General features: G+C 37.6%; 26 protein-coding genes. All 26 read right to left on the reverse strand.

Features of this window, described 5'->3' with window-relative positions:
- Window positions 1-76: 76 nt before the first annotated feature.
- Window positions 77-1,111, reverse strand: a complete 1,035-nt coding sequence (locus AC4HCY_RS13890; protein ID WP_323432078.1) for an NAD(P)H-dependent glycerol-3-phosphate dehydrogenase — start codon at window positions 1,109-1,111, stop codon at window positions 77-79.
- A gap of 13 nt (window positions 1,112-1,124) precedes the next feature.
- The gene (gene plsY, locus AC4HCY_RS13895; RefSeq protein WP_323432077.1) at window positions 1,125-1,721 is read right to left on the reverse strand and encodes a glycerol-3-phosphate 1-O-acyltransferase PlsY; all 597 of its coding nucleotides are present in this window, start codon (window positions 1,719-1,721) and stop codon (window positions 1,125-1,127) included.
- A gap of 13 nt (window positions 1,722-1,734) precedes the next feature.
- A complete protein-coding gene (gene der, locus AC4HCY_RS13900; RefSeq protein ID WP_491094431.1) occupies window positions 1,735-3,054 on the reverse strand; it encodes a ribosome biogenesis GTPase Der in 1,320 nt (439 codons plus the stop codon).
- A 15-nt stretch (window positions 3,055-3,069) separates the two neighbouring features.
- Window positions 3,070-4,389 carry a DUF512 domain-containing protein gene (locus tag AC4HCY_RS13905; RefSeq protein WP_323432075.1) on the reverse strand — a complete coding sequence of 440 codons (1,320 nt, stop codon included), beginning with the start codon at window positions 4,387-4,389 and terminating at the stop codon, window positions 3,070-3,072.
- Window positions 4,390-4,515: 126 nt separating this feature from the next.
- Window positions 4,516-5,172, reverse strand: coding sequence for a phosphate signaling complex protein PhoU (gene phoU, locus AC4HCY_RS13910; RefSeq protein WP_323432074.1), 657 nt, complete (start codon window positions 5,170-5,172; stop codon window positions 4,516-4,518).
- Window positions 5,173-5,194: 22 nt separating this feature from the next.
- Window positions 5,195-5,947: a phosphate ABC transporter ATP-binding protein PstB gene (gene pstB / locus AC4HCY_RS13915; RefSeq protein WP_491094432.1), complete on the reverse strand. Its 753-nt coding sequence runs from the start codon at window positions 5,945-5,947 to the stop codon at window positions 5,195-5,197.
- Between the two features lie 6 nt (window positions 5,948-5,953).
- Window positions 5,954-6,799: a phosphate ABC transporter permease PstA gene (gene pstA, locus AC4HCY_RS13920; protein WP_323432102.1), complete on the reverse strand. Its 846-nt coding sequence runs from the start codon at window positions 6,797-6,799 to the stop codon at window positions 5,954-5,956.
- A 10-nt stretch (window positions 6,800-6,809) separates the two neighbouring features.
- Window positions 6,810-7,658 carry a phosphate ABC transporter permease subunit PstC gene (pstC, locus tag AC4HCY_RS13925; RefSeq protein WP_491094433.1) on the reverse strand — a complete coding sequence of 283 codons (849 nt, stop codon included), beginning with the start codon at window positions 7,656-7,658 and terminating at the stop codon, window positions 6,810-6,812.
- Window positions 7,659-7,906: 248 nt separating this feature from the next.
- The gene (locus tag AC4HCY_RS13930) at window positions 7,907-8,785 is read right to left on the reverse strand and encodes a phosphate ABC transporter substrate-binding protein (RefSeq protein WP_323432071.1); all 879 of its coding nucleotides are present in this window, start codon (window positions 8,783-8,785) and stop codon (window positions 7,907-7,909) included.
- Window positions 8,786-8,923: 138 nt separating this feature from the next.
- Complete coding sequence (locus AC4HCY_RS13935) at window positions 8,924-10,681, reverse strand: HAMP domain-containing sensor histidine kinase (protein WP_491094434.1); 1,758 nt, start codon at window positions 10,679-10,681, stop codon at window positions 8,924-8,926.
- On the reverse strand, window positions 10,678-11,394 hold the full coding sequence (locus AC4HCY_RS13940) for a response regulator (protein WP_442916689.1): 717 nt from the start codon (window positions 11,392-11,394) through the stop codon (window positions 10,678-10,680). Before AC4HCY_RS13940 ends, AC4HCY_RS13935 begins: the two co-directional genes overlap by 4 nt.
- Window positions 11,395-11,406: 12 nt before the next feature.
- On the reverse strand, window positions 11,407-12,207 hold the full coding sequence (gene pgeF, locus AC4HCY_RS13945) for a peptidoglycan editing factor PgeF (protein ID WP_323432068.1): 801 nt from the start codon (window positions 12,205-12,207) through the stop codon (window positions 11,407-11,409).
- A gap of 70 nt (window positions 12,208-12,277) precedes the next feature.
- Window positions 12,278-12,928, reverse strand: a complete 651-nt coding sequence (epsC, locus tag AC4HCY_RS13950) for a serine O-acetyltransferase EpsC (RefSeq protein ID WP_323432067.1) — start codon at window positions 12,926-12,928, stop codon at window positions 12,278-12,280.
- 429 nt (window positions 12,929-13,357) lie between these two features.
- Window positions 13,358-13,861, reverse strand: coding sequence for an anaerobic ribonucleoside-triphosphate reductase activating protein (nrdG, locus tag AC4HCY_RS13955; protein ID WP_323432066.1), 504 nt, complete (start codon window positions 13,859-13,861; stop codon window positions 13,358-13,360).
- 4 nt (window positions 13,862-13,865) lie between these two features.
- Window positions 13,866-15,887, reverse strand: a complete 2,022-nt coding sequence (gene nrdD, locus AC4HCY_RS13960; RefSeq protein ID WP_323432065.1) for an anaerobic ribonucleoside-triphosphate reductase — start codon at window positions 15,885-15,887, stop codon at window positions 13,866-13,868.
- A 9-nt stretch (window positions 15,888-15,896) separates the two neighbouring features.
- Entirely contained in the window at window positions 15,897-16,352 is a 456-nt protein-coding gene (gene nrdR, locus AC4HCY_RS13965) for a transcriptional regulator NrdR (protein ID WP_323432064.1), read from the reverse strand.
- Between the two features lie 229 nt (window positions 16,353-16,581).
- Window positions 16,582-16,818 carry a YlmC/YmxH family sporulation protein gene (locus AC4HCY_RS13970; protein WP_255225621.1) on the reverse strand — a complete coding sequence of 79 codons (237 nt, stop codon included), beginning with the start codon at window positions 16,816-16,818 and terminating at the stop codon, window positions 16,582-16,584.
- Between the two features lie 103 nt (window positions 16,819-16,921).
- Window positions 16,922-17,695, reverse strand: a complete 774-nt coding sequence (gene sigG / locus AC4HCY_RS13975) for an RNA polymerase sporulation sigma factor SigG (protein ID WP_491096125.1) — start codon at window positions 17,693-17,695, stop codon at window positions 16,922-16,924.
- 124 nt (window positions 17,696-17,819) lie between these two features.
- Window positions 17,820-18,569: an RNA polymerase sporulation sigma factor SigE gene (gene sigE / locus AC4HCY_RS13980; RefSeq protein ID WP_323432063.1), complete on the reverse strand. Its 750-nt coding sequence runs from the start codon at window positions 18,567-18,569 to the stop codon at window positions 17,820-17,822.
- Window positions 18,547-19,473, reverse strand: a complete 927-nt coding sequence (gene spoIIGA / locus AC4HCY_RS13985; RefSeq protein WP_323432062.1) for a sigma-E processing peptidase SpoIIGA — start codon at window positions 19,471-19,473, stop codon at window positions 18,547-18,549. Before spoIIGA ends, sigE begins: the two co-directional genes overlap by 23 nt.
- 207 nt (window positions 19,474-19,680) lie before the next feature.
- On the reverse strand, window positions 19,681-20,238 hold the full coding sequence (locus AC4HCY_RS13990) for an N-acetylmuramoyl-L-alanine amidase family protein (protein ID WP_491094435.1): 558 nt from the start codon (window positions 20,236-20,238) through the stop codon (window positions 19,681-19,683).
- Between the two features lie 114 nt (window positions 20,239-20,352).
- Window positions 20,353-21,432, reverse strand: coding sequence for a cell division protein FtsZ (gene ftsZ / locus AC4HCY_RS13995; protein ID WP_323432060.1), 1,080 nt, complete (start codon window positions 21,430-21,432; stop codon window positions 20,353-20,355).
- Between the two features lie 152 nt (window positions 21,433-21,584).
- On the reverse strand, window positions 21,585-21,932 hold the full coding sequence (locus AC4HCY_RS14000) for a small basic family protein (protein ID WP_303740617.1): 348 nt from the start codon (window positions 21,930-21,932) through the stop codon (window positions 21,585-21,587).
- Window positions 21,929-22,657 (reverse strand): DUF881 domain-containing protein, encoded by a 729-nt coding sequence (locus tag AC4HCY_RS14005; protein ID WP_323432059.1) that lies wholly within the window; start codon window positions 22,655-22,657, stop codon window positions 21,929-21,931. Before AC4HCY_RS14005 ends, AC4HCY_RS14000 begins: the two co-directional genes overlap by 4 nt.
- Before the next feature lies 1 nt (window position 22,658).
- The gene (locus tag AC4HCY_RS14010; RefSeq protein WP_323432058.1) at window positions 22,659-23,375 is read right to left on the reverse strand and encodes a DUF881 domain-containing protein; all 717 of its coding nucleotides are present in this window, start codon (window positions 23,373-23,375) and stop codon (window positions 22,659-22,661) included.
- Between the two features lie 15 nt (window positions 23,376-23,390).
- Entirely contained in the window at window positions 23,391-24,101 is a 711-nt protein-coding gene (locus AC4HCY_RS14015; protein ID WP_491094436.1) for a cell division protein FtsQ/DivIB, read from the reverse strand.
- Window positions 24,102-24,134 lie beyond the last annotated feature (33 nt).

Below are 24,134 nucleotides of genomic sequence, written 5' to 3' on the forward strand. Positions count from 1 at the left end.
AAAGGATTATAACCTTCAAATATTGCATTATATATATATGTCAGGTACATAATAATATTACAAAAAAAGATGCTTATTAAGCATCTTTCCAATTAACGGCTTCTATTTCCGGCAAGTCTTCCATCTCATGAGTTTTATTTCTTGTCATTAAATTAATAACAGAATTTCTTACTTCATAGTCATCGAACAGGACTCCATATATTTCTTCGGTTATCGGCATCTCAATGCCGATCTTTTTTGATAATTGGTAAGCTGATTTTGTAGTCCTCACCCCTTCGATTACCATCTTTGTCGAGCTCAATACCTCTTCCAAGGTTTTACCTTGGCCAATGGCTATTCCGGCTCTCCTATTCCTGCTGTGCATGCTTGTACAAGTAACTATCAGATCACCTGCGCCTGACAGGCCGTTAAATGTATTTTGCCGTGCCCCCATAGCAACCCCCAACCTTGCAATTTCAACTATGCCTCTTGTCATAAGAGCAGTTTTGGTATTGTCCCCAAATCCCAGCCCATCTGAAATGCCCGCGCCTAAAGCTATTACATTTTTTAAGGCTCCTCCTAATTCGACGCCGACAATATCGGGGTTAGTATAAACCCTAAATCTTGGGGTCATAAAAGTTTCCTGGATGAATTCTGCAACTCTTTTATATTTTGAGGATACTACTGTTGCAGAAGGTATATTCCTTGCAACTTCTTCTGCATGATTGGGCCCCGATAAAACGGCAACCGGGTTGTCAGGCAGGTATTCCTCTATAACTTCCGACATTCTGCAAAGGGTATCATTTTCTATTCCCTTGGCAAGATTCACTATTACTTGCTCTTTATTTAAATAGCTGCGAATATTATGAACCATCTCTCTCACCGCATGAGAAGGTGTGCCTAAAACGATTATATCTGATTCCCTGCAGCAATACTCTAAATCGTTCGATATTTGGATCCTATCGGGGAGCAGAACGTCAGGCAAGTATGTAATGTTTTCTCTTTTTTCATTTATGGTCTCCAACAGCTCCTTATTCCTCACCCATAGCTTTACGCTAAGACCTTTACCTGCTAAGGAAATGGCATTAGCCGTCCCCCAGCTGCCGGATCCTATAACGGAAACTTTAATCAACCTCCATCGCCTCCTAATATTTCTTAACTTTATCTCCAATTTTTGCTTCTGTACCGCCAATTAACTTCTTTATATTGGACTTATGCCTGTATATAGCCATGGCAGAAAGCAAAAAACTGAATAATACCAGCTTCACCGGCTGCTTAGTCATGAGCATGGTTATTGGAAAAATGGCCATTCCTAAAATTGAAGCCAATGATACATACTTTGTAATAAATATTATTATTAATCCTATGGGAACAATGGCTGCAACAATATAAGGATTTATAGCGATCATTACACCTATTGTCGTAGCAATTCCCTTTCCGCCCTTAAAGCCCAGAAGAATTGGCCAGTTATGTCCTATTACAACAAATATACCGGCGGCAATCTGTCCGTCTTCTCCTCCTATCAACTTTCCTAATATTACTGCTAATATACCTTTCAATGCATCACCTGCAAATGCCAGTAAACCGGCTTTAGCGCCTAAGGTACGAAGTACATTTGTGGCGCCTGCATTTCCACTTCCATGCTTTCTAATATCAATGCCGCCTTTATACTTTGCAATCAGATAAGATGCAGAAATATTGCCGAGAAAATAGGATATTATGCTTATGATCATTATAGACATTTTCTCATACCCCCTATTCTTTATCTTTGCCTCTTATCAAAAACCTAAGGGGAGTCCCTTGGAATCCAAAGGATTTCCGTATTTGATTTTCAAGATACCTTTCATAGGAAAAATGCATAAGCTCGGGATCATTAACGAATATGGCAAAGGTAGGAGGCTTCACTGAAACTTGAGTGCCATAAAGAACATTCAGTCTCCTTCCGCCGGATAGGTTAGGCTGATTCATCAGCACCGCTTCGCTTATCACATCATTGAGCAAGCCTGTTTGAATTCTCAAAGCATGCTGGTTTGAAACCATATCTACCATTTCAAGTATCTTAGTAACCCTCTGGCCGGTCAGTGCGGATACAAACATTATGGGAGCATAGCTCATGAAAGGAAGTGCTTTCATGATATCATCTTTATATTTATTCATGGTTTTGTCATCTTTTTCTACTATATCCCATTTGTTTACTACAATTATTGCTCCTCTTCCTTGCTCATGCATATATCCTGCTATTTTGCTGTCTTGCTCTGTGACGCCTGTATCTCCATCAATCACCAATATGGAAACATCCGATCGCTCTATGGCTGTTAATGATCTTATTACGCTGTATCTTTCTATCGCTTCGTTTATTTTCCCTTTTTTTCTCATTCCCGCAGTGTCTATCAGCACATATTTCTGACCCCCTGCTTCGAAAGGTGTGTCAATTGCATCTCTTGTAGTACCTGGGATATTGCTTACTATGACTCTATCCTCCCCAAGTATTCTATTAATGATGGAGGATTTTCCTACATTGGGCCTGCCTACTAAGGCTACCTTGATCGTAAGATCATCATACTCCTCCTCATCTGCTTTTGGAAAACCGCTGACTACTTCATCGAGCAAATCTCCCAGTCCCAATGCCTGACCTGCGGATATACCTATCGGCTCCCCCAATCCCAAATTATAAAATTCATAGACATTGTTCATGTATTTTGGTGAATCGATCTTGTTGCAGGCTAAGACAACCTTCTTGCTGGTTTTTCTCAGCATATTTGCAACCTCTTGATCAGTGGAAGTAATCCCTTCCTGTCCATCTACAACAAAAACTATGACATTCGCAGTTTCTATGGCTACCTCTGCTTGCCTCTTCATCTGAAGCATTATTATATCCTGGGAAAAAGGCTCGATCCCTCCGGTATCTATGAGTGAAAATGTTCTGCCGGTCCATTCTGCCTCTGCATATATCCTATCTCTTGTAACACCGGGTATATCTTCAACTATCGATATACGTTTTCCGGAAATTTTATTAAAAAGCGTTGATTTACCAACATTAGGCCTGCCTACAATAGCCACAACCGGTTTTGACATAAAAAAACCTCCATTTCATTTGCAGTGTTCTACTATATTAGAAACTAAATCTCTTCCGTCTTGCTTGCATATTATGATTTTAATACCTAATCTTTCTTCAATATCTTTTACTGTTATATCATCTAAAAAAACTGTTTCTCCGCTTCGCAGCATATTATCAGGTATAAAAACACTTCCGGAAATATTTTTACCTTCAAGCTGAGATATTATATCTCCTCCGGTTATGAGTCCTGACACTCTTACAGACGGTCCGAAAAACTCATTCCTTATGGCAATGACATCAAGCTTAAGTCCCGGAAGCTTATACATTATCTTATTGCAAGCTTCCTCCAGCACCGGCATGGCATATTCTCCGGTGAGTATGGTTCCCCTTGCCGACATGGCTGCATTGTTTTCTATTTTATCCAGAGAGCTCGCAACCTCATGATTGAACATGGCTATTATTCCTACACCATTCTCGAGTTGAGAGAATCCTTCATAATTCTCATAGGGCTGAGTTTTCCTGCCTGCTATTATATAGAATTCATCGGAAAGAAAAACAAATCTGGTGCCTATTTTATCCATATACTTCCCTTGAAGGTTCTCTACTTGATCTATTACCTCCTGGGCTGTATGCTCATTATATTCCTTTAGCGGAAAAAGTCCATCTCTATATCGTGTTAAGCCCACAGGCACAACAGCAACACAGTTTAATTCCGGATAAAATCCATATAAATCTGCTATGGTTTTCTCCAATTGGCGGGCATCGTTTATCTCCGGACATAGGACCACCTGGCCCTTCATCTCTATATGGCCTTCTTTTAGTCTTCTCATATATTCTAAAAGCTTATCTGCATTTTTATTATTCAGCATCCTCTTTCTGAGTTCCATATCTGTTGTATGAACCGAAATATTTATGGGGCTTATTCTGAACTTAATTATCTTTTCGATATCCTTATCCTTTATATTAGTCAAGCTTAAGAAGTTGCCCTGTAGAAAAGACAATCTCGTATCATCATCCTTGAAATATAAAGTTTTTCTCATACCCTTTGGAAGCTGGTCGATAAAACAAAAAATGCACTTATTGTGACAGGATTTAGGCTCATCTATAATTCCTCCAAACAACAAGCCCAGATCCTCATCATATTCCTTTTCTATCTCAAGCTCCCATATCTCTCCGTCAGGCTTTTCTATCTCCAGAATCAAAAATTCATCGCTTATGAGATATTTATACTCCAAAATATCCCCCACTGCTTCTCCATTTATGCTCAATATCTTGTCGTCCTTTTCTATTTCAAGCTCATCTGCAATACTTCCTTCTAAAACCTCTTGGATGATTACTTTGCAGCATGACATAAATTTATCCTCCTGCCTTTCCATACTATTTATATATTATAACCATTGGCAAGATTAAGCACAACATAATTTTAGCCAATAAAAAACAGGCTTGTTCTATATAACAAACCTGCCTTTATAGGTTTCTTATTCATTTAAATCGATATGCTCGCCTGTGACTCCGTATATGGTCCACTCGCATATATTTGTGACATGGTCTGCAATTCGCTCTATATACTGGCTTATAAATAAAAAATAGGTGCTTTGATTTATTTTCCTCGGATCTTCCATCATAAGCAGAAGCAGCTCTCTGAATATCTGAGCATGGAGTCCATCCACCTCGTCATCTCTTTTTGATACCTCTTTGGCCTTTTCTATATCCTGCTTAACATAGGCATCTATGCTGTCCTTTACCATGCCTGTAACTATATAAGCCATCCTGGGTATATCAATGAGCTCCTTTATATATTTTTCCTTTGACAGCCGTTTTGTTATTTTGGCTATATCTACCGCATGATCCGCGATTCTTTCTAAATCAGTTATTATCTTGAGCGCAGTGGCTATTATTCTCAGATCCTTTGCAATGGGCTGCTGTAATGCGATTAGCTTCAAGCATTTGTCTTCAATGTCTATCTCCATTTTATCTACAATATCATCTGACTCAATAACTTGCTCTGCCAAATCCGTGTCCTGCTTTTTTAAGGCATTGATGGAGTTTGATAGCGCATCTTCAACTATACTGCTCATCCTTATAAGGTCCAGCTTAAGTTCCTGCAATTCATTATCAAAATAATTCCTTGTCATTATCATACCCTCCTGTTCAATTTTATCCGAATCTTCCTGTTATATAGTCCTCTGTTCTCTTATCTCTGGGTTTGTAAAATATATTCTCTGTTTTATCATATTCAATAATTTCTCCATTTAGGAAAAAAGCTGTATAATCCGATATCCTTCCTGCCTGCTGCATATTATGGGTGACTATAATGACCGTATATTGCTTTTTCAAATTTTCCATCAAGTCTTCTATTTTCATGGTTGATGCCGGATCCAAGGCCGAGGTAGGTTCATCCATCAACAAAACCTCCGGCTCTACAGCCATTGTTCTTGCTATGCACAGTCTTTGCTGCTGCCCTCCTGATAAGCCGACTGCATTATTCTTAAGCCTGTCCTTTACTTCATCCCATAGAGCTGCTTCCTTCAAGCTTTTCTCCACTATATCATCCAAAACAGGCTTGCTTTTAACTCCATGTATTCTTGGGCCATAGGCTACATTTTCATATATGGAAATGGGAAATGGATTGGGCTTTTGAAACACCATGCCAACCTTTTTTCTGAGCAGGATAACATCATACTTATCCACATTTGTTCCGGCTATCTCTATTTTCCCATCCCTCCTCACATTTGGGATAAGATCATTCATCCTGTTGAGGCATCTAAGAAAAGTCGATTTACCGCAGCCTGAGGGACCGATCAAAGCCGTAACGGCTTTTTCATAAATATCTATATTTATATCCTTCAAAGCTTGATGATCTCCATAATATAAATTAGTGTCCTCTACCTTTATTTTTATAGTCGACATAAAATCTTATCTCCTTTTAGCTATGAAAATATTTTTTATCAATCTGTTCGCAACAAAATTTATTATAAACACCAAGATTATAAGCACTACCGCTGTTGCATAGGTGTTTTCCCTGGATAAACCCTCAGAGGCCAAAGTATACAGGTGAACCGACAGGGTCCTTCCTGGCCTAAAAATAGAATCCGGAATACCCAATGAACTCCCTGCCGTATATATTACAGCGGCGCTTTCGCCTATAACCCTTCCCACACCCAGTATCAAGCCTGTCAATATGCCCGGCATGGCCGTTGGAATTATTATTTTTCTTATTGTTTGAAGCTTTGTAGCCCCTAACGCCAGGCTTCCTTCTCTATAGGATTTAGGCACTGCTTTTATTGCCTCTTCCGAAGTCCTTACTATTGTGGGCAGTATCATCAAGGTAAGCGTCAAGGCACCTGATAATATTGAATATTTCAGATTCAGATAAACTACAAAGAATGAATAGCCAAATAAACCATATATAATCGACGGAATTCCTGCCAAAGATTCGGTCCCGAATCTGATGATCTTCAGCATAATCCCTTCCTTAGCATATTCGGTCAAATACACAGAAGCACCGACACCCAGAGGAGCAGCAAAAACTATAGATAAAGCAACAATGTAAAAGGTAGAAACAATTACTGAGAATATGCCCCCAGCCTTGCCCATTTTTCTAGGCTCCTCCAGCAAGAAGTCCAAGCTGATATGGGAAATTCCATTTATTATTATATTAGCTAAAATAAGCACCAGAATGATTATCGTCATCACAGAAAATCCCCACAGCAGTGCAAAAGCAATTTTTTCTTTATTTCTGGAACTATTTATATTATTCATCGCATCCAAATTATTCACCCACCTTCTTAGGTATGAGATTGGCCATAAGATTTAAAATCATAATAAATACAAATAGAACTATGCCTGTTGCAAATAATGCCTTCTGATGCTCTCCGTTGGCATAACCCATTTCTATCCCGATATTTCCCGTCAAAGTCCTTGCGGTTGATAAAATGCTCTCAGGGATAAATGTGCTGTTACCTGTTATCATGATCACCGCCATGGTCTCTCCTATGGCTCTGCCCATACCCAATATCACTGCGGATAGTATGCCTGATCGCGCTGACGGAAGTATCACTCTTATAATGGCCTGCCAATGTGATGACCCCAAGGCCAGAGAACCTTCCTTGTATTCCTCGGGCACTGCTTCTATGGAGTCCTTGGATATATTGATTATTGTAGGCAGAATCATTATGGCCAGGATTATGCTCCCCGCTAAAATGCTGAAGCCCTGATTATTAAAGACTTTCCTTATCATAGGCACTATAACGGTCATCCCGTACAGGCCATATATGACAGAAGGTATTCCCGCCAGAAGTTCAATACCTGGTTTTATGATTTCTGAAAGCTTGGGTGATGCTATTTCAGCCAAATAAACAGCGCAGCCTATTCCGATGGGCACTCCAATGATTAAAGCACCTAATGTAACATAGATGGAGCCGAGTATCATTGGGAAAATACCATATACTCCTCTTGTGGGCGCCCATGCCCTGCCCCAAAGGAAGTTCATAATTCCGGTTTTATTGATAACAGGCCAGCCCTCCGCAAAAATAAATGCGGCTATAAGAGCTACTCCCAATATTGCTATACCGGCACAGATAAGGAGTAGTTTTTCTATAATTCTCTCACTAGTTCTCATCAGGCTCTTTCCCTTCTTTAAAAATATGAGTCGCTTCCTTGTTGAACTAGACTTCATTCAGAGGGGGGTTCAACCCCCACTGAATGTTAGTCGAGTCCATACTGGACTTAGCTGCTCTTGATACCCGCCGCCTATAGAGGCGGGGGCCTTAGAGCGGGTTAGTTCAGTGATAAACAATCACGACTAAGACTCCTGCCTAAAATTAAGCAGGAGTCTTAGCTACGCTAAGTATCTTGATAATATATCAACTATTTAACAGCTTTCAAATAATTATTTTCAGCAACAATTCCCTGCCCTTCAGCGCTCAATATGAAGTCAAGGAAAGCTTTTGCAAGTCCTGCCGGCTCATCCTTGGTCAGCATCAAGAAAGGTCTTGATATCTTATAAGATCCTGCGGATATGTTTTCTTCATTGCATTCAGATCCATCGATACTTATAAGCTTTATATCAGTTTTGTCTTTAGCGCTTCCGAAGGAAGCGAAGCCTATCGCATTGGCATCACCTGCTACAGTAGTCATAACAGCACCTGTAGAACCTTGGGTTATTGCTGAGGCTAAAGTTTTGTCTACCTTCTTATCTCCTTCAGTCACTTCCAACTTTACCAATTCTATAAATGCTCCTCTGGTTCCTGAGCCTTCTTCTCTGGTCACAACTGTGATTTTAGCGTCTTTTCCTCCGACTTCCTTCCAGTTTGTTATTTCTCCTGTGTATATTTTTCTCAACTGATCAACGGTCAAATCCTTTACGCCATTTTCAGGGTGTACTATAACCGCGATGCCGTCGATGGCAATTTTAAATTCTTTCAATGATTTTTCTTCAGGCTTTAAATCTCTGGATGACATTCCGATATCAACCACGCCGTCCCCAGCCGATTTGATCCCTACACCCGAGCCTCCTCCTTGTATATCGATAGTTGCATTGGGGTTTTTAGATTTAAATGCATTTGACAGTTCTTCAGCCAAAGGCTGTACTGAGGTAGAGCCGTTTATTACGATGCTTTGTTTTTCCGGTTCCTTAGGCTGTTCTGGAGTTGGTTCATTTTGAGCAGGTTGTCCAGAACATCCGGCCAATATTAATCCCGCTGTAAGTACTAAGCTTAAAATTCCTTTAATATTTGATTTTTTCAAGTTTATTCCTCCTCTTCTTTATTACAATTAAATGATAATAGAGCTATGTTAAGCCGCTATAAAGGTATTGTTAAATCCATGTTAAATATATTTATTAAAAAAGAGCCTTGATGCTCGTCATCAAGACTCTTTTTTTACCTATGGAAATTTTATTTTAAATTTAGTGCCTTTTCCAGGCTGGCTTTCTACTGCAATTTCTGCTCCAAAACTGATGGCAATATGTTTTACGATCGAAAGTCCTAATCCTGTGCCTCCATATATTGCCTTTGATCTGGCTTTATCTACCCTATAGAAGCGTTCAAAAATCCTTGGTATGCTTTCCTCGGGAATCCCTATTCCAAAATCCTTTATCGAGATAACTTTCCTATCATCTTCAACCAGCGCCTCGATCATTACTTTGCTGTTTTCACCGGAATACTTTATTGCATTATCGATAAGATTTATTATCATCTGTTTAAATTTATCTCTGGACCCGAATAAAAAGCCTATGTCTTCCTCTATGTTTTTCTCAATTTTTATATTCTTTTTTTCTGCTTGAGACTTAAAGATCATAATAGCCTCACCTATTGACGTTTCAATACTAAATTTCTCTTGAGCGGTTCTTTCTTTTTTGTTTTCCAGTTCGGAAAGCACAAGTATATCGGTAATTAAATTGGTAAGCCTCTCTGCTTCGTAGTCTATAATGTTTAAAAATTTAAGAGCCGTATTCTCATCCTTTACAGCGCCTTCCTTAAGGGTTTCAATAAAACCCTTTATAGAAGTCAGCGGAGTCTTCAGCTCATGTGATACATTTGCAACAAATTCACTCTTTATTCTTTCCAGCTTTCTTATCTGAGTCACATCCTGCAAGGTTATTATTATGCCGATGGTACCCGTCCCTTCATGTTCCATGATAGGGTTAGTATACAGCTTTATGTTTTTTTCTTGTGGATAGTTTAATATCACTTCGATCTCTTCAAACTTCTTATTCTCAATGGAGTTTTTTAAATATTGATTGATCTGATGATTCCGCAATACATAGATGATATGCTGGCCTTTCAAGTCCTCTTCCTCAATATCCAACAATTTTTTTGCATATTTATTTATAAAGAGTATTTTTTGATGATTATCTATGGCTATTATTCCATTTATTACGCTGCTAAGTATGGCTTCCATTTCCTCATTTCTTCTGTTTAACCCATTAATATAGTATTGAAGCTGCTCTGACATATTGTTTATTGAGCCTGCCAGCTTTGTTATCTCGTCTTTTCCTTCAACTGCCAGCTTCAAATCAAATTTCCCTTTAGATATTTCCTCAGACATTTGTGTGATCTGGGATAAAGGCCTGGTTATTCTCTTTGACGTATTATATCCGATGATCAAAGCTATTGCCAGGCCAAACCCAAAAGCTACCAGCAGATTTGCCAAGTACCTCTTTTTGATCGCTTCAATATCTCTCAACGGCATTGACAATCTAACGATATAGCTGTTTCCCATATTCACTTTCACCGGTAAAGCATAATATAAGTAGCTAGCCTTTATGGTAGCACTGTATCTTTTTTCAAGAGCGCTTATCCCATTTATCGCTTTTTTGACTTCAGAACGTTCTCTATGATTTTCCATCTTAGACGGATCCTCATATGTGTCTGCCAATACGGTGCCATCTGTATCAATCAATGTGATCCTTATTTCATCAGAGGTCTTTATTTTTTTTATATAATCATTAATATTGTCATAGCCATGTTCGTTTATCCTCTGGGTAATGATCTCGGCAGTCAAATAGGCATTGGATATGAGTTTGTCTTCAACACCTTTATTGTATGTAGATTCAATGGTAGTATATGATAATAAGCCGCTGATGACAATACCGATCAAGAGCACATAATACAGATTGAGAAAAATTTTTTTTTGCATCATAGATCACCCGGCTCATCAAATTTATATCCTACGCCTCTTATAGTCTTTATCATTCCTTCCCCTTCATCTCCCCAAAGCTTTCGCCTCAGATGCCTTATATGAACATCTACCGTTCTCGTCTCTCCGCCATATTCATAACCCCATACGGCATCAAGCAGATAATCTCTTGTCATCACCCTTCCGGGGTTTTCTGCCAGCATTTTCAACAATTCAAATTCTTTTAATGTAAGCGTTACCTTTTTACCGTTATTTTTTACCTCATATTTTTCTTCGTCAATTTCCAGGTCTCCAAATCTAATTTTGCCTTTCTCCGCTTTTTCTTCCAAAGAATCCTTGCTTTCATTAAGCCTTCTCATAATAGCTCTTATTCGGGCAATAATTTCCTTGATGCTGAAGGGCTTAGTTATATAATCATCGGCCCCCAGCTCTAAACCTAAAATTTTATCCAATTCCTCGCTTTTAGCAGTGACCATAAGTATTGGTATCTTCTTTACTTTTTCATTAGCCCTTATCATCTTGCAAACTTCCAAACCGTCAGCACCAGGTATCATTATATCAAGCAAAATGACATCCGGCGTATTATCCAACACCTTTTGAAAACCCTCGTTGCCATCCTCTGCAACAATAACCTCATACCCGCTGTTTTCCAGATTATATCTTAGCAGCTCCTGTATATTGTAATCGTCTTCAATAATCAATACCTTCATGCTGATAAATTCACTCCTTTAATAATTAAGCTCCATAATAGCTGAGAGACTCCCGCTTTGTCCATTATCTCTCCTGTAAGAGTAAAATAAACCGCTATTACATTTAGTGCACATCTTGCTTTCGGTGATGAGCTCCTTCTTCATACCTGCCTTTATGAGCATTTGCATATTTGCGCTCCACAAATCTGCCAAGTATTTGCCGTTTTTCTTCGGGAAGACAATGCTGTCATAGCCTTCAAAACTTTGCTTAAATATTTCTGCAGTATCCTCGCCTATTTCAAAGCAATCTCTTTCTATAGAAGGACCAATAGCTGCAAGACAATTCTCCGGCTTCGTTCCATAGTAAGCTTTCATTTTTTCCAGAGTCCTCTCCGCAATATGGAGAGTTGTACCCCTCCAGCCCGAATGAACCAGCCCTATCGCTTTATTGACAGGGTCAAGAAGAAATATAGGCACGCAATCTGCATAGAAGGTTATAAGAGGAATATTTGGCAGATTCGTTATTAGGGCATCATAGCCATTGACAGGTTTATTCTGTATAGAGCCTTCATTTACGACCCTTACATCAGCGCCGTGTGTTTGCTTTGTCATAACAAGCTTTTTAGAATCTATGCCAATAGCACTGCATATAATGTCCAAGTTCTTATTAGTTATTTCTGCAGGCTCATTCTTATATGGGGATGTATTTAGGGATGCATACAGTCCTTCACTTGCTCCGCCCTGTCTCGTAGTAAAACAATGCCTTACTATCCCTGTGTCTGTAAAGGCAGGGATAGTAAGGTATATCAATGTTCCAATCTTGTTAACTTTAAAAGCCATACTATATCATTCACTCCAACATGCAAATATTATCGTTCAATAATATATTAGCCTTTTTCCTCATCAATAATCAACAAGATTCTTTCAAATCTTCCGAAAATCTTAATGCTTCTTCCAGACCTTTTATCCTTTCTTCCAATTCCTTGATCCTGGTTTCTACCGGATCCGGCAAATCTGTGTGATTTAGATCTATTCTTATCAATTCATTATCCTTTTTGGTAGTATGAGCAGGGACTCCAACCGCTGTTGTATTTGGGGGAACACATCTTAGGACCACAGCTCCGGCACCTATTTTGGCATTTTTGCCTACGGTTATTGGCCCTAATATTTTTGCTCCTGAGCCGATAGTAACATTATTGTGGATTGTAGGATGTCTTTTTCCTTTATCTTTACCGGTTCCGCCAAGCGTCACTCCCTGGTATAGAGTCACATCATCTCCGATTTCAGTTGTCTCACCGATTACTATGCCCATTCCATGGTCAATAAAAAGCCTTTTGCCAATGACTGCCCCCGGATGAATCTCTACACCTGTAAAAAATCTCCCTGCTTGTGATATGAGCCTCGCTATCAAAAAGGCGCCTTTCTTATAGAAAAAATGACTGATCCTATAAAAAATTATTGCGTGCAGCCCCGGATAGCATAACAGGGCTTCCAGTTTGCTTTTTACGGCAGGATCTCTCTCCATTACAGCCGAAATGTCTTCATTAAAATTTTTAAACATTATACCTCTCCTCTAATATTTATTGTAGGGGATCATTTGAAGCCCATGCACTGATGGTACAGGCTTTTAAGTCAATGGTATATTAAAAAACCAAATCTTTCTGCACATCAGAAAAGCCTCTTAATAGGAATATATTCCTACTAAGAGGCAGTTTTATTCTGCGGTTCCACTCTTAAAATACTTCATAGGTACCATCATACCTGAGCACTTATAACGGATGCATCCGTAACAGCCTAATAAATTTCGGCCTAAAGCTCCTGGAGGCACTTTCGGCAAATGCTTTTAAGATTGCTCGCAGCCTGGACAATCTCTCTCTTTAAAAGCAACTACATACCTACACTTTCCAATCATAGCCCTTATATATTTAATTCCGAGTATTATAGTATGATTTAATTATAAGCGCCTTATATTTTTTTGTCAATATAGAATTTAAAGATTCATCAAAACAATTTTTCCCTTTGCCAGGCTTTCTTTTATATCAATTATTCTCTGGTTCGATGAGCCTCTAAAACATAGTGATAAGTCCTTCTTTTCTTCAATATATGGTCCGTCAACCAATACGTCAACATTTCCCAGCAGTTCTTTCCAAAAAGGCTTTTCTTCCTTATGTGAGATGATATAGTCATATTCATAGCCTGAATACGCCCATACATCCTTACCCATGGACTTTGTTTTCTCTGCTATAAATGCAAAAGCTTCTGCCTGTTCAAAGCATTCTCCCCCGGAACAAGTTATCCCGTCAATATAAGCATTGCTTTGTATATCTTTGACAAGCTCATCAACTTCATAAATACTTCCACCATCAAAGGAGTGGGTTATTGGATTATGGCAACCTTTGCATTTATGGGGGCAGCCCTGGGCAAAGATAACATACCGTATGCCTTTTCCGTCAACTATACTTTCCTTCTCCAGGCCCGCTACCTTAATAAACATGCGATCATCTCCAATGCGTTCTTCTGTCTAGGAGCTCGGATTTTTTGGCATCATTAAATCTGTCAATGGTAGACAGGTAACCTGTTATTCGCCTAATCCTTCTAATTTCAATACTGCCGCAGCTTGGGCAATCCTTTTCAATAATTCCTGAATATCCGCAGTTTTTGCACTCGTCTATAGGGAAATTAATTCCTGCATATCCCATATCGCAGTCAGCCATGTGATTAAGTATTTTTTCAAAGGCTTCTCTATTGCCATTTGGTGATGATTGAAGCTCTATGTATGAAATATGCCCTGCATTGCACAACTTGTGAAAAGGAGCCTCCCGGCGTATTTTTTCAAAAATACTTATATCGTAACCGACAGGGATATGATATGAATTTGTATAATATTTTTTATCGGTTATACCGGGAATTTCACCGAACTCCTCTCTATCCTTATTGGTGAATCTTCCGCTTAAACCTTCGGCAGGTGTCGCATAGCATACAAAATTCAGGTCATATTTATCCGAATAATAATCTGTTCTTTCTTTTATCCTTTCAATAATTCTATAGCCTAAATCCATTGCTTCGTCCGATTCTCCGTGATGCTTTCCCGTCAAAGCGATCAAAGCCTCCGCCAAGCCTAAAAAGCCTATAGCCAGACTTCCATTTTTTATTGCATCCCTGATGGAATCCTCATCCTTCAAATTCTCAGAACCCATATAAAGCTTTTGCCCCATAAGAAACGGAAGATCCTTGACTTTTAACGCCGCAATGGTATTGAATCTATGAAGGAGTTGTTCCTTGCAAAGCTCCATAAGCTTGTCCAACTCATTAAAAAAGCTATCAACTTCTTTATTTTTAATAGCCAGCCTAGGCAGATTTATAGTAACCGGTGTAATATTTCCTCTGCCGGAAGAGATTTCCTCGCCGTGCCTATTGCTTATAACTCTTGTGCGGCAACCCATATAGGCTACTTCATCTCCATATTTTCTATTGAAAGACGAATCCATGAAGCTGAATGTAGGGTTCATCCTTTTTGAAGCTACCGCCATGGCTCTCTGGAACATATCATAATTTGGGTCACCTGGCTGGAAATTGATTCCTCGTTTTAAGCGGAAAACGAGATTCGGAAATATGGGGCTTTCTCCTTTACCAAGGCCTTTATCAAAAGCGGTTAAGATAGCTCCGATCACCATTCTTCCTTCCGGTGTGGTATCAGTCCCGAGGTTGATGCTGCTGAACGGTACCTGCGCACCCGCTCTGCTATGCATGGTATTTAGATTGTAAACCAAGCCTTCCATCGCTTGATAAACCTCTTCTTCCCTTGTTTGAGGACATAGCTTTCTGATTATCTCACCCATGGTCTTGTCAAAATGGGGAAAGCTCTGACCTCCGAACATATCATTCTGATTGCTTTGCAGAATAATCGCAGCTTGTGCTGCAGCAGTTGATATTCTTTTAGGAGGTCTTATATAACCATATCCTGTATTGAAGCCTTCTAAGAGAAGTTTTGTTAAATCTATCTGCAGGCAATTTAAGGTTTTGCCATAATAATCAAGATCATGAATATGTATCTCACAATTTATGTGAGCCCTGCTCATTTCCTCGGGAATTACATTATTCAAATAATATTGCTTGCTGGCAGCAGAGGCTATTTGAAGCATCTTAGCAGATGGTGAATTGCCTACATTTGCATTTTCCCTGCTTGTTTCAACTAAAATATCTTTTACTATATCCATCAATTCACTTTTTGCTTCTCTCATCCTGGTTCTCTTTGATCTATGCAATATATATGCCTTTGCAGTCTTCGCATGTCCATTTTCTATAAGAACCTTTTCTACGGCATCCTGAATCGTTTCAACATCAGGAACTTCATCAGTGTTATATTTTATCAAGTAAGATATTACTTTCTCTGTTATGCTCTCAGCGGTTTCATAATCCTCCCCGCCCACTGCTCTGGCAGCTTTGAAGATAGCACTTGTAATCTTTTCTTTTGTGAAATCTGTTATTCTTCCATCTCTCTTTTTTATTTTTTTAAGCAAAATTCCAACCTACCCTTCGTTCATTAGTTTATTGAGCTCTTCCAAAAATGTATTGATATCTTTGAATTGTTTATAAACTGAAGCAAAACGAACATAGGCGACATCATCCAGCTTTCTCAATCTGGCCATGACCATTTCTCCTATCTTCTTGCTGTTAATTTCCTTCTCCATCGTATTGTACAGCTCTTTTTCAATGTTATCTGCCATGTCTTCAATATCTTTAACAGAAACCGGTCTCTTTTCACAAGCTTTCAGGATTCCATTTACAATTTTGTTCCTTTGATAGAGTTCGCGGCTTCCATCTCTTTTTACAATTACCAAAGGCATCTCTTCAACCTTTTCATAGGTTGTAAATCTCTTTGAACAGCTTTCACATTCTCTTCTTCGTCTTATTACTGTATATTCATCTGCAGGCCTTGAATCAACAACCTTGCTTTCATTACAACCGCAATAGGGACACTTCACAGAAATTCCTCCTCACATATTTTATTCATAATAAGCCAAAAATGTTGTAAAAAAAAGATGAAAAAACGCTTATTATTGTAGTACTTAAAGCTCATTTAAACAATATATAGTATATAGAAATATTATACTATACATTATATAGCAATTAGCTGTGATTTTAGCTTGATTTGGTGAAATTATCTTATCCTTCTTTTTTTTTACTTGTTTTTACGCTGTTATGCATATTCTGCTATGGATTTTTATCTATCAATATCACATCCAGCCCTATCTTCTTAATTTCTGTCCATGGTATTAAAATATCATTGTCCTTTGATAATACGCGGAATAATTTGCCTTCCGACGGTATTATTATTGCTTCTATGATGCCCGTCTCCATGTTTATTTCTACATCTGATACAAAGCCTAGCCTTTTACCGTCTGATATATTTATAATCTCCTTTTGTCTTAGTTCCGACGCCTTAAACATTGCAATCCCCCATTTCTAATACATGTCTTATATAAATATATAAGACATGTATTAGAAATAGAACACGTAAATATATTAAAAAAGCTGCCTTTTGGCAGCCTTCTTAAATATATTTTCTCATATGACTTAGGGCAGTTTTCTCTAAGCGAGATACTTGAGCTTGAGAAATTCCTATTTCTTCCGCTACTTCCATCTGGGTTCTGCCTTGAAAAAACCTTAAATTCAATATCAATTTCTCCCTATCGTTCAACCGCCTCATGGCTTCGCTAAGAGCTATGCTTTGCACCCAATTGTCATCTTTATTTTTATCATCGGCAACTTGATCCATAACATAAATGGCATCGCCATTATCATGATATATGGGTTCAAATAACGATAAAGGATCTTGTATGGCATCTAATGCAAATACAACTTCCTCTACCGGCAAATCAAGCTCCTTAGCTATCTCTGATACTGTAGGCTCCTTTGAATGCTTATTGATCAACTTATCTCTCACCTGCAGAGCTTTATAGGCTATATCTCTCAAGGATCTGCTTACCCTTATAGAATTATTGTCCCTCAAATATCTTCTTATCTCGCCTATTATCATCGGAACTGCATAAGTAGAAAACCTGACATTTTGATCTAAATCAAAATTATCGATGGCCTTGATCAAGCCAATACAACCAACCTGAAATAGATCATCAACATACTCTCCACGGTTATTAAATCTTTGTATTACGCTTAAAACTAATCGCAGGTTGCATTTTATAAACTCTTCTCTGGATTCCATATCACCTTGCCGTATTTTCTTTAGAAGCTCCATCATTTTAGCATTTGACAAAACCGGAAGCTTTGAAGTATTCACACCGCATATTTCAACCTTATTAATCATAATTCAGGCACACCCTTTATTTATTGTTGACATTTAAATTATTACCATAGCTATCATTTTTATTCACATAAATGCCTTCATTGATCACTAAAAAAAAATCCAGATTCCCATCTGGATTGCAAAAGCTTTATATCATTTTATTGATTTCCTTTTTCAGCCTCTTTATTATTCTTTTTTCCAGCCTGGAAATATAGGATTGAGAAATTCCCAGCATATCTGCTACTTCTTTTTGAGTTTTCTCCACACCATCATTTAAACCAAACCTTAACTCCATTATCCTTTTTTCTCTTTCATTTAATTTTCTCAAAGCCAAATCCAGTAATTCCTTATCCGTCTCATCTTCCAGATATCTGTATATCAAATCATTATCAGTGCCTAATATATCCGAAAGCAGCAATTCATTTCCATCCCAATCGATATTTAAGGGTTCATCAAATGAAATTTCTGATTTGACCTTACTATTTCGCCGCAGATACATTAATATTTCATTTTCGATGCAGCGTGATGCATATGTTGCCAGTTTGATTTTTTTATCCGGATCGAAGGTGTTTACCGCTTTTATCAAGCCTATGGTTCCGATTGAAACTAAATCCTCCACACCGATACCTGTGTTCTCAAACTTTCTTGCTATGTAAACTACCAGCCTCAAATTTCTTTCTATCAACACTGCTCTGGCATTGCTTCCTGCCTCGTTAAGCCTTGATATCCAAATTATTTCATCATCAATATCCAGCGGAGGAGGCAGCGCTTCATTACCTCCTATGTAGTGGATCCAGCCTTCATCAGTGGGTTTAATATGCTGCTTTATTCTTATAATCAATAGTATAAGTTGAAGGGCCAATAATCTAAATATTTTATGCACTGTTTTTCCCCCCATTATAATAGCTTAATATGTCAGGATGTAGTAAAGCGTTATATTCGCCGTCTTTGGATAGTTTTTTATTATATATTGCAATAATAATATCCTTGATATTTTTTTTTGTGTTTTTGTCTTCAACGTTGATAGCATCCGGTTTAAATCCGATCAGCATACCATTCTCATTGCCTAAGGATTTAAATGGTATAAATCTGAATTTTGTCATCCATTCAGATTTTGATAAGACCGATGCTATTACATTCAAATTATTATCTTTGTTTTCTTCAAAAATCCTCTGAATTTCTTCCGGCAAAAGCTCTTTTACAATTTCGTATTCTGCTATCAATACGGGCAAATTTGTTATAGGATCAGTAAGTGAATTGCCGGTGTCGACTAATGCCACTAAATAAATTTTCTTGTTTTCTTGAAGTACCGAAACATCCATTAATATTTTTTCTCGTCTGATCTTTGAGACTATATAACCCCAGGAAATTTTTATTATTATATATGCTGATAAAATAGAAGCAAATAGAAGTTTAACCGGAAAGCTCTCCATATAAAATATACCCTGGTACGAAAACTTAATCCCATTGATGAAATAAAAAACACCAAAGGCTGCTCCGCCAAATATCAAAGAAACAATATAAAATACTGCTATAGCTCTTCCGAATTCTTTTAAGTTATATGGAGTGAAAGCCAAAGCGATTATGAATAGTGAGAATATAAGCTTTAAAAACCAGGTATAAAGATATTCATAGCCAGGAAAATAGTAAAAAACAGAATAAACAGACCCTATTATAGAAGCCAAAAAAATATTCAACTTCTTATACCGGCTCCTGGTGAGTTTAGCTGTGCTAAACAGTATTATACAGTTCATCACTAAATTTTCCACAAATATTACATCGCCATATACATATTGGATCATATTCCCACAAACCTTTATTAACAGTATTCTTAATTTAGATGGAGTTCATAATTCATTTATTCTTTAGAATTATCTCCCGCACACAGCCCGGAGGATTAAGCTCATATCAGCAGTATATATTTTGAGCCACTATAATAATTATAGAAATATGTGAGAAAAATATTTGTCATTTTTGGTAGTCGAAATAAAAAAGTACATTTTATAAATCTACATAAAAATACATTTCGGGCTAAGAACGCTGTTAATATTGAGATATCTGCTTATACCCTTTAAGACACCATCAGAAATAAGCTCTTTAAATTTGTCCTGCTCAATTTGTAATCTCTCATGGGGATTTGAAGAAAAGCCAATCAAAGAAGCTATAGATGTTTCGTTAACTCTCAAAAGCGTGGTTATTTCATTGTTTGTTTTAGAATCACATCCGATTATTCCTCTATTGTAAAAATTTGTAGCTTTGATCAACTCTCTTTGAACCTTTTTAGCGAGTAAATCTCCTGTTTTACTTGCCGTATTGTAATATGTTTCAACACCTTTTTGATTTGCGTTCTCAGACCAGTTTGAATCTATAGAAATCAATATTTGAGCTTGTGATTCACGGATTTTACTAATCCTTTCCTCAAGACTTATTTTTTTCATACCCTCTGGTCTGATCTTAGCTTGAATGCCTATCACCTCAAGTTTTTTTAATACTTTTTCCCCTATCGGGTAGCTGCTGAAAATTTCATTGCCCATTCCATAGCCCCAATCAATATATACCTTTAGCATAAAATACCACCACTCAAAAATTATGTATAATATATGTATATTTTTATATGGCTTATTTATGCTTACAATTTATTGATCAATAGCATAAAAAAAACTGGAGTTCATCCAGTTTTCTTATTTATACCTGTTTCTTAAAAAAGGCGGTATATCGATATCATCATTCTTATAATTAGATTTCTGCGGATCAGCTTTTTTATCAACTACAATCTCTTCTTCAACGGCTGAAAAAGTTCTTGGTCCGACTTCGTCAAAACCGGTTGCAATAACAGTTATTCTTATTTCATCTTTCAAATTTTCATCTATTACTGCCCCGAAAATAATATTTGCATCCGGGTCTGCCGATTGGAAGACCAGTTCTGCAGCTTCGTTCACTTCAAAAATACCTAAGTCCGCACCCCCTGTTATGTTTAAGAGCACACTCTTCGCACCCTCAATAGAGGTTTCAAGAAGAGGACTATGTATAGCCTGTTTAACAGCATCGGCACTTCTGTTTTCACCGCTGGACTTGCCTATGCCCATATGTGCGAGTCCCTTGTCAGCCATTATTGTCTTTACGTCTGCGAAATCAAGATTAACAAGCCCCGGAACAGCTATAAGATCTGATATTCCCTGCACGCCCTGCCTCAGAACATCATCTGCAATCCTAAAAGCGTCCATTATTGATGCCTTTTTATCAACAATCTGCAGCAATCTGTCATTAGGTATCGTAACCAGTGTATCTACATGCTCTTTTAACTCCATCAGCCCTTTTTCTGCTTGCAGTTTCCTCACTTTGCCTTCAAATCCAAAGGGTTTAGTTACAACCCCTACAGTCAATATCCCTAACTCTTTAGAAACCTTTGCCACAATAGGAGCAGCACCTGTCCCTGTACCTCCGCCCATACCCGCTGTAACGAAAATCATATCCGCGCCCTCTAAGGCCGCCTTTATTTCCTCATAATTTTCTTCTGCCGCCTTTTTTCCTATCTCTGGATTGGCACCAGCGCCTAAGCCTTTTGTCAGCTTCTCCCCAATCTGAATTTTATTCTGCGCTTGGGCCATACATAGTGCCTGCTTATCTGTATTAACAGAAAAAAATTCTATACCTTTAAGCCCTGCAGCAATCATTCTATTAACAGCATTATTCCCGGCGCCACCTACGCCTACAACCTTTATACGAGCAACCGAATTAGCTTCAACATCAAACTCGAGCACATTACGACCTCCCTATTACATCCGTTATTCATAAAAATAATACCTATTGATCTCAAATCGCTTCAATAGAAGCCTTTCTTACATTTTTTTGTTGGTTTTACCTATATATTGTTCAACGCAAATATCTAATTTCCTTTATTTTTATAAAATTTTTATTTGCTATTTTTTTTCATTTTAGCCAATATATATCTTCTTATTATCGCAAAATTTTGGAACAGCCTGACACCAAAGGCGAATATTGCCGCATAATATATGGGGACTCCCAGTTGATCTCCAATATAAGCTAATATAGCGGCTAAAATAGCATTGGCAAAAAAACCTGAAATAAAGATTTCAATATCAAAGGTATTTTCCAAACTGGATCTTATACCTCCGAACACTGAGTCCAAAGCTGCCAGTATTGCTATGGACATATAGGTTGAATATTGTATCGGTATAGTGACGGGAGATAACAAGCCAAGCAAAACTCCTAATAATAAACCTAATAATGGAACTATCATTTCTTTTCACCTTCTTTTATGCTTTTCTGATATTTCATCTTTAAGTTAGACTTATATCCATCCATTACAATCTTTTCTGCTTTTTCCACTTCAACTTGGATTCCGGTATACTCCATAAAATCAACATAGCTGTCTGGAGCCAGAACTGAAGCTTCAAGAGCTTTTGGGTCTCCAATCGCTTTTATTATAAAAGGAGTAGCATGCCTGTTGCCATCTATCATAATTATAGGTCCTCCACATTCAATATCTGAAGTTCCCAATACTCTTTCGCCATTGATTGAAATAGCTTCGGCACCCGCCGCTCTAAGTTCATTCACCACTTCTAATACATCAATATCGTGAATAATATATAATGATGGATTATCCGTATCCTCAAGATTTTCACTGCTGTCGTTCAAGGTAATGATAATACCGGGCCCTTCTACTTTTTCCAATCCGGCATAATTTCTTATTTTGGTCCATTCATCCAACATAGAGTTATATATGCTGCCGCTTTGATTTAAGCTGGTTTCATATTCCTTCAGTTTTAACTCTAATTCATTTATAGACTTCTTTAGATTTTTTATTTCTATTTCTACATTGCTTACATCCTTTTCCATAGCTAATAATTTAGGAATAATAATAATGCCTTGCGAGGTTATATTAGATTTTAGTTGAATGGTAATAAAAAAACCTAAAATTATTGCTATCATAAAAAAATAGTAGTTGGATAATCCTCTTTTCATATTAATGGGTTTCTCCTTCTTTTACTACTTTGGAAAACTTCTTCTCTATTACACCGTCATACTTTTTGATAACAATGGACTGTTCTTGAGTAATAGATATAGCAATACCTTTGTCTGCCAGCATCTGCACAATTCCATCTCTCATTCTCAAAGCAGCCTCTAAAGTCTTAGGATCGCCTATGGCTTTAAATGTGAAGGGAGGCGCAAATTTGACAGTATTTATATTGATATGGAGTCCTGCTTGTCTGATCTCCGTAGTGGATATCACTCTCTGCCCATTTATTGATATAGCTTCAGCGCCTGCTGCATTAAGCTCATTGACAAGCTCCAGCAAATCCGTGTAATCAATAATATTATAATTATAATGCTCCGTGAACTTTAGGTCATCTACGATCATAGTAATACCGGGCCCTTCTACATCCACAAGACCCGCAATTACCCTGGCTTTATTCAGCTCCTCGCTCAAAAATTTAGCAGCACTATTTCCTTCTGCTTCAGCATTTTCATAATCTCTTAATTTTTTTTCTAATTCGTTTTTTAAGGCCGCCAAGTTATCCCTATCTGTGGTAATCCTTTTTAATTGTGATGCTAATTCTCTGGCCCTATACTCAGTTACAGGACCCACATTGTTTTTAACCGTCTTGAATTGTACAGCAACCATTATTCCTAATACCAAGCAGACAACCCCTATAGCTAGCTGCATTTTTATGTTTTTCATTGATAAACCTCCTGGCTAATCTCTCTTAAAAATTGGGTTTCCCTCATGCCTCATATCAACTATTCCTATTTCGTTATCCTCAGTAAGATCCTCTACAATGGTCTTAGCCACACTGATTTTATAATCCAGCTTATTGTTTCCCAAAAGAACACGTATATTATTTCTTGTTATAATTACAATATTAGATGCATCTGATATGTCTATTGTTGCAATTATTTCGGTCATTCCTACACTTTTTAAATATTTCAAAATATTCATCATTGTATCCATTTGATCCTGATTATCAATTTTTAGTTTTTCTCCTATCTTGAAATCACCAAATGTAACGCCTGAAATTTTAGGCAGATTTAAATCTGTTTCCAAACCCACTACTTCTATTATCGTGCTCTCTTCATCAATATTAATAAATGAACCCAAGTAAGGTATAAGAGCTATCCCTTCCCTTTCAATGATATCCAAAGCTATGCCGGAAGGCAATACTCTCTTTATCCTCACTGCTTTGATTTTGGGGTTTTCAAACATCCCTTTGATGGTTTTTTTTCTATTTAATTTAAATATGTTTTGATTATACTGTATATTAGATATTTTGATTATATCATCTTTTTGCAAAGTCCTATTACCTGTCACATAAATATTTTTTATATTAAATAAATCTGATACCAATAAAAACGAAATAAGTGCAGCTATTATCAGAACCAAAACAAAAAATTTAAACCAAGATTTCATGCTCTCACCCCTAAGGCTTGTACTACATATAAA

The sequence above is a fragment of the Lutispora sp. QWL-02 genome, from assembly GCF_058315355.1.